Raw genomic sequence first — 6,892 nt, 5'->3', positions numbered from 1 at the left:
CCCCGGCGTCACCCACCCTCCCGAAAGCCCCACCCCCCAACAGCAACCCCCCAACCCCCCAACCCCCACATCACCCACAATGGACAAGCCACCCCCGCACCAACCGGAAGGCCGGCATGTCAGCCCCCACCCCCCACCTCACCGCCCCCACCTGGCTGACGACCACCGTCACCGCCGCCCACGGCGAAGCGGGCCGCCAGTGGCTGGCCGCCCTCCCCACGAGGGTCGCCACCCACCTGACCCGCTGGAACCTCACCCTCGAACGCACCCTGGACCCGGGCGGCAGCCTCAGCCTCATCGCGTACGTCCACCGCGACGACCTCTCCCCCGCCGTCCTCAAGACCGGCCTGGTCACCCCCGAGACCGCCCACGAGCACACCGCCCTCACCCACTGGGCCGGACGGGGAGCCGTCCTCCTCCTGGCCGCCGACCCCGCCGAGGGCACCCTGCTGCTGGAGCGCCTGCACGGCGAGATCCCGCTGCGTTCACTCGCCGAGCCCAAGGCCATGCTGGAGGCCACCAGCCTGCTGCACCGCCTCTGGGTCGAGCCGCCCGCCGGGAGCGCCCTGCCCACCCTCGCCGACCGGGTCGCGGACACCGCCGCCCGCGTCGCCGAGCACCGTGCCGACCCCGCCGCGGCCGCCGCGCAGTCCCTGCTCGACGAGGCCCTGGCCACCGCAGAGGACCTCACCGGCTCCGCCGCCGAGACCTTCCTGCTGCACGGCGACTTCCACCACGGCAACATCCTCGCCGCCGACCGCGCCCCCTGGCTGGCGATCGACCCCCGCCCGCTGGCCGGCGAACGCGCCTACGACCTGGCCCGGCTGGTCCTGGACCGCGCGGACACCCTGCTCGGCTCCCCCGGTGCCCCCGCCGCCGTCCGCCGCCGGCTGAACCAGCTCGCCGAGGCCCTCGACGTCGACCGCGAGCGGCTTCGCGGCTGGACCCTCTTCCGCGCCGTCGACCTCGCCCTCCGGGACCTCACCACGGGCCGCCGCGAGGACGCCGAACTCCACCTCGAATTCGCCGGCACCCTCTGACTCCTGAACACCCCGCCCGAGCCGACCGGGCCCGCGCCGCCGCCCTAAACGATGCCCCCGACGCCCCCCGCAGCCCCCGGCCCCGTCCCCCGCCCCGCCCCCCGCAACGGCAACCGCGCCCCCATCACCGCGTACAGCCGGTCCGTCGCCGGGAACCGCACCGCCCGTGCCAGGTCCTGGTACCCCAGCGACCGGTAGAGCCGCCGGGCCGGCGTCTCCGCGTCGATCGCCGACAGGATGCTCCGCTCCAGCCCCGACCCCTCGCACAGCAGCCGGATCAGCCGCGAACCCACTCCCTGCCCCTGGAACTCCGGCAGCACGTGCAGCTCGGTGACCGCGAACACGTCGTCCAGCCAGTCCGCGTACCCCCGGGCGGTCAGGTACGGCTCGATGACCGTGCTCCACCAGTGCTCCCGCTGGTTCGGCATCCCGTACCCGAAGCCGACCAGCCGCCCCCCGCTCATCGCCCCGAACGCGATCACCCCGGGCTGCAGGGCGTGCCGTCCGACGATGTGCAGCCGTACCGCGACCTCTTCGGGGGTGAGGCCGAACGCCACCGCCTGGACCTCCAGCGCCTGCGGCGCCCAGGCCGCAAGGTCGATGGCCCCGATCGTCACCCCGGTCAGCTGATCCATGCTCCGGACGTTACTACCAGCCGACCCGTGGCGCGGCCGAAGATCGGAACCCAACGACCGGCAAAACCCCGGCGAACCGCGCCACAACAACGCCCCGCCGCCACCCGGCGGAGAGCAGCTCTTGAGGAGCGCTTCGCAGGAGCGCCTCAGAAGAGCACGCTCATGAACGCCCCGACCTCCCGGAACCCCACCCGCCGATAGGCCGCCCGCGCCCGCAGGTTGAAGTCGTTGACGTACAGCGAGACCACCGGCGCCACCTCCCGCAGCGCGATCTCCAGCACCGCGGCCATCCCGGTCTCGGAGAGCCCCTGCCCCCGGTACTCGGGCGCCACCCAGACCCCCTGGACCTGGCAGGCGCCCTGGGTCACCGCCCCGATCTCGGCCTTGAACACCACCTGGCCGTCCTCGGCGAACCGCGCGAACGACCGTCCGGTGGTGACGAGTTCGGCCACCCGCGCCTGGTAGAGCAGTCCGCCGTCACCGGCCAGCGGGGACACCCCCACCTCCTCGGTGAACATCGCCACGCACGCGGGCATCAGCGCCTCCACCTCACCGCGCCGCACCCGCCGCACCAGCGGATCGGGCGCGATCTCCGCGGACGGCGAGGAGGTCGCCAACAGCGGCTGGTGGCCCCGGACTTCACGCGCGGGCCCCCAACTGCGTTCCAGCAGGGCCCAGAAGGCGGCGGTCGAGCCGGCCGGTCCGACGATCGAGGAGCAGCGCCGGCCCTGCCGCCGGGCGCGCTCGGCGAAGGCGGCGACGGCCTGCGGCCCGGCATTGACCAGGACGAGGTTCGCCCCGGCGTAGCACAGGGCGTCGAGCACGCCGTCCCCGTCGTACCAGCCCCACATCTCCCCGCCGAGCCGCCACGGGTCCAGCCCGACGGCCTCGACCCGGGTGGCGACGAAGGCGTTGGCGACCGGGTCGCGGTGGAGGATCTCCAGGGCGTCCGCGAGGTCGGGCGGCTCCAGCACGCGGGTGGTGGCCAGTGCCCGGGCGGCCTGGAAGGAGCTGGGGAGCATCACACCTCGATCGATCATCGAGACAGCACCTCACTGAGACGACTCTGGCCGCACCCTACTCCGTGGCCCCACCCGGCTACGGCCGCGGGGCCGTCCGCGAACGGACGGCCCCGCTTCCGGAAGACTTCGCTGCACCTGCGGTCGGACCGCCCGGCGGTCACCCGGCGACGTGACCGCCCCGCGGTCACTCCGCGGCGACGACGGTCGGCGAACCGGCCTCGACGCCCTCCTCCTGCATCTGCTCGGCGAGCTTGAGCGCCTCCTCGATCAGGGTCTCGACGATCTTCGACTCGGGGACGGTCTTGATCACCTGCCCCTTGACGAAGATCTGCCCCTTGCCGTTGCCGGAGGCGACCCCGAGGTCGGCCTCGCGCGCCTCGCCCGGGCCGTTCACCACGCAGCCCATGACGGCGACCCGCAGCGGCACCTCCATGCCCTCCAGCCCGGCGGTGACCTCCTCCGCGAGCTTGTAGACGTCGACCTGGGCGCGGCCGCAGGAGGGGCAGGAGACGATCTCCAGCCCGCGCTGGCGCAGCCCGAGCGACTCCAGGATCTGGTTGCCGACCTTGATCTCCTCGGCCGGCGGGGCGGACAGCGAGACCCGGATGGTGTCGCCGATGCCCTCGGCGAGCAGCGCGCCGAAGGCGACCGCGGACTTGATGGTGCCCTGGAAGGCCGGCCCGGCCTCGGTGACGCCCAGGTGCAGCGGGTAGTCGCAGGCGGCGGCGAGCTGGCGGTAGGCCTGGATCATCACGACCGGGTCGTTGTGCTTGACCGAGATCTTGATGTCGCGGAAGTCGTGCTCCTCGAACAGCGAGCACTCCCACAGCGCGGACTCGACCAGCGCCTCCGGGGTGGCCTTGCCGTACTTCTCCAGCAGGCGCTTGTCGAGCGAGCCGGCGTTGACGCCGATCCGGATCGGCACCCCGGCGTCCTTGGCGGCCTTGGCGATCTCGCCGACCTTGTCGTCGAAGGCCTTGATGTTGCCCGGGTTGACGCGCACGGCCGCGCAGCCGGCGTCGATCGCGGCGAAGACGTACTTCGGCTGGAAGTGGATGTCGGCGATGACCGGGATCTGCGACTTCTTGGCGATGATCGGCAGCGCGTCGGCGTCGTCCTGGGAGGGGACGGCGACCCGGACGATCTGGCAGCCGGACGCGGTGAGCTGGGCGATCTGCTGCAGCGTGGCGTTGATGTCCGAGGTGACCGTGGTGGTCATCGACTGCACCGAGACGGGGGCGTCACCGCCTACCGGCACGTTGCCGACCATGATCTGCCGGGAGTAGCGGCGCTTGGCGAGCGGCTTGAGCGGCAGGGACGGAATACCGAGCGAGATCGCGGTCATGTGCGCAGGGTTCCCCGGGGTAGAGGTGTGGTCGACCGCCCGGCCGCTGGGACGGCGGGGCCGGGCGCGCGGACGATCGCGCACCCGGCTCCACGGTACGGCACGGCCCGGGCGCCCAGCACACCCGCCGTACCCGGACGCCCTAACCGATCTTCACCGGGTTCACCAGGTCGGCCACCATCACCAGCAGGGTGAACCCGATGAAGATGCTGGCCACGACGTACGCCACCGGCATCAGCTTGGCGACGTCGAAGGGGCCCGGGTCGGGCCGCCGGAACAGCTGTGCGAACCGGCGCCGGACCGACTCCCAGACCGCGCCCGCGATGTGGCCGCCGTCCAGCGGCAGCAGCGGCAGCATGTTGAAGAGGAAGAGCGACAGGTTGATCCCGGCCAGCAGGTTCACGAAGATCGCGACCCGCTGGGCGGCCGACTCGTGGAGCGAGAACACCTCGCCGCTGACCCGGGCGGCGCCGACCATCCCGATCGGGGAGTCCGGGTCGCGCGGGGCGTTGCCGACGACGGCGTTCCACAGGCCGGGGATCTTGCCGGGCAGGGCGGCCAGCGACCTGACCCCGTTCTCGGCCATGTCGTACATCCGGTCGATCGACTGCCCGAAGCCGAGCTGGACGGTTTCGCTCCTGGGGGTGAACCCGAGGAACCCCGCCTGGACTGTCTGGCCCTTCACCGGCACGCCGTTGCCGTCGTACTTCTGCACGTCGTTGACGGCGATGGTGGGGGTGAACGTGAGGCGCTGGCCGCCGCGGTCCACCACGATCGCCACCTGCTTGCCGGCCGACTTGCGGATGTCCGCCTGCAGCTGGTCGTAGTCGCGGATCCGGTCGCCGTCGAAGGAGAGCACCTTGTCGCCCTGGCGCAGGCCCACCTCGTTGGCCGGGGTCTTGGGCGCGTCGGCGGGGCAGGTGTCGGTGGGCTGGCCGGCCTTGACGACGCACTGGGCGACCGAGCCGATGGTCGGCACCGCCATGGTGACGCCGAAGCCCATCATGACCGTCAGGAACAGCCCGAACGCCAGGACCAGGTTCATGAACGGCCCGGCGAACATGACGATGACCCGCTTCCAGGGCTTGCGGGTGTAGAACAGCCGGTCCTCGTCGCCCTCCTGGAGCTCCTCGTAGGAGGCCTCACGGGCGTCCTCGATCATGGTCCGCCAGGGCGAGCTGCTGCGCTTGGTGATCCGGCCGTCCTCGCCCGGCGGGAACATCCCGATCATCCGGATGTACCCGCCGAAGGGGATCGCCTTGATGCCGTACTCGGTCTCGCCCTTGCGCCGCGACCAGATGGTCGGGCCGAAGCCGACCATGTACTGCGGCACCCGGATGCCGAACAGCTTGGCCGTGGAGAGGTGGCCGAGCTCGTGCCAGGCGATCGAGACGAGCAGCCCGACCACGAAGACCAGGATGCCGACCACCGTCAAAACCGTTGCCACCGCTGGCCCTCCGTCATGCCGCTCCGCTCATCGTCTCGTCGTACCGCGATCCGTGCCGCGCCGGGCGTCACCGGTACCGGGGTACCGGCGGCCCGACGCCGCCTTCCGGAGTCGGTGCCCGTCAGCCCGCCGCCAGCTCGCGGGCCCGGGCGCGCGCCCAGTCCTCCGCGTGCAGGACGTCCTCGACGGTCAGGGAAGTTCCCGCCGCGGACGTCCCGTGCTCGGCCACGACCTTCGCAACAGTGTCCACGATTCCGGTGAAGGCGAGGCGGCCCTTCAGGAAGGCCTCCACGCATTCCTCGTTCGCGGCATTGAACACCGCCGGAGCCGTCCCGCCCAGGGTGCCCACCTCACGGGCCAGCTCGACGGACGGGAAGGCCTCGTTGTCCAGCGGGAAGAACTCCCAGGTCGCGGCCTTGGTCCAGTCACAGGCGGGGGCCGCGTCCGGCACCCGGTCCGGCCAGCCCAGGCCCAGCGCAATGGGCATCCGCATGTCCGGCGGACTGGCCTGCGCCAGCGTCGAACCGTCGGTGAACTCCACCATCGAGTGCACCACCGACTGCGGATGGACCACGACCTCGATCCGGTCGAACGGCACGTCGTACAGCAGGTGCGCCTCGATCACCTCCAGGCCCTTGTTGACCAGGGTCGCCGAGTTGATCGTGATGACCGGGCCCATCGCCCAGGTCGGGTGGGCCAGCGCGTCCGCCGCCGTCACCCCGGCCAGCTCCTCGCGGGTACGGCCCCGGAACGGCCCGCCGCTCGCCGTCACCACCAGCTTGCGGACCTCGGCCCGGGTACCGCCGGCCAGTGCCTGGAAGATCGCGGTGTGCTCCGAGTCCACCGGCACGATCTGCCCCGGCTTCGCCAGCGCCTTCACCAGCGGGCCGCCGACGATCAGCGACTCCTTGTTGGCCAGCACCAGCACCCGGCCCGCCCGCAGCGCGGCCAGCGTCGGCCGCAGCCCGATCGAACCGGTGATGCCGTTCAGCACCGAGTGGCACTCCGTCGCGGCCAGCTCGGTCGCCGCGTCCGGCCCCGCCAGCACGGCCGGCAGCGCACGGCCCGCCGCCTTCGCCGCCAGCGCCTCGCGCAGCGCCGGCTCCGCCGCCGGATCGGCCACCGCCACGGTGTGCACGCCCAGCTGCAGCGCCTGCTCGGCCAGCAGCTCCACCCGGCCGCCCGCCGCCGACAGGGCGACCACCCGGAACCGGTCCGGGTTGCGGAGCACGACGTCGATGGCCTGGGTGCCGATCGAACCGGTGGAACCGAGGATCACCAGCTCCCGGGGGCCGGAGGGGTCCGCCACGGTGGGCGTGAAACGCAGCTGCGGGTGGGCGAGCGAAGTCATGCGCCCATTGTGTCCTGTTCGCGGCACTCCCCAGGACGATCCGCACCCTCCG

At 72.5% G+C, this 6,892-nt stretch carries 6 protein-coding genes; 1 reads left to right on the top strand and 5 read right to left on the bottom strand.

All coding sequences use genetic code 11. The annotated features are described in order from the left end of the window. Positions 1-116 precede the first annotated feature (116 nt). Complete coding sequence (locus ACIRVF_RS41685; protein ID WP_402830128.1) at positions 117-1,040, top strand: aminoglycoside phosphotransferase family protein; 924 nt, start codon at positions 117-119, stop codon at positions 1,038-1,040. Positions 1,041-1,084: 44 nt separating this feature from the next. On the opposite strand, the gene ACIRVF_RS41680 is transcribed toward ACIRVF_RS41685, so the two are convergent. From ACIRVF_RS41680 to dxr, 5 genes are all read right to left on the bottom strand, one after another. Further along, positions 1,085-1,675, bottom strand: a complete 591-nt coding sequence (locus tag ACIRVF_RS41680; RefSeq protein ID WP_402830126.1) for a GNAT family N-acetyltransferase — start codon at positions 1,673-1,675, stop codon at positions 1,085-1,087. A 146-nt stretch (positions 1,676-1,821) separates the two neighbouring features. Further along, positions 1,822-2,697: a GNAT family N-acetyltransferase gene (locus ACIRVF_RS41675; RefSeq protein ID WP_402830133.1), complete on the bottom strand. Its 876-nt coding sequence runs from the start codon at positions 2,695-2,697 to the stop codon at positions 1,822-1,824. A 184-nt stretch (positions 2,698-2,881) separates the two neighbouring features. Then, positions 2,882-4,042, bottom strand: coding sequence for a flavodoxin-dependent (E)-4-hydroxy-3-methylbut-2-enyl-diphosphate synthase (gene ispG, locus ACIRVF_RS41670; protein ID WP_030290407.1), 1,161 nt, complete (start codon positions 4,040-4,042; stop codon positions 2,882-2,884). 142 nt (positions 4,043-4,184) lie between these two features. Next, positions 4,185-5,489 (bottom strand): M50 family metallopeptidase, encoded by a 1,305-nt coding sequence (locus ACIRVF_RS41665; protein WP_402830123.1) that lies wholly within the window; start codon positions 5,487-5,489, stop codon positions 4,185-4,187. Between the two features lie 121 nt (positions 5,490-5,610). Then, on the bottom strand, positions 5,611-6,840 hold the full coding sequence (gene dxr, locus ACIRVF_RS41660) for a 1-deoxy-D-xylulose-5-phosphate reductoisomerase (RefSeq protein ID WP_402830120.1): 1,230 nt from the start codon (positions 6,838-6,840) through the stop codon (positions 5,611-5,613). Between the last annotated feature and the right edge of the window lie 52 nt (positions 6,841-6,892).

It is taken from the genome of Kitasatospora sp. NPDC101157 (genome assembly GCF_044768255.1).
Lineage (GTDB): Bacteria > Actinomycetota > Actinomycetes > Streptomycetales > Streptomycetaceae > Kitasatospora.
Note: the sequence above shows the minus strand (reverse complement) of the source record. Positions and strands in the feature narration are given on the sequence as shown.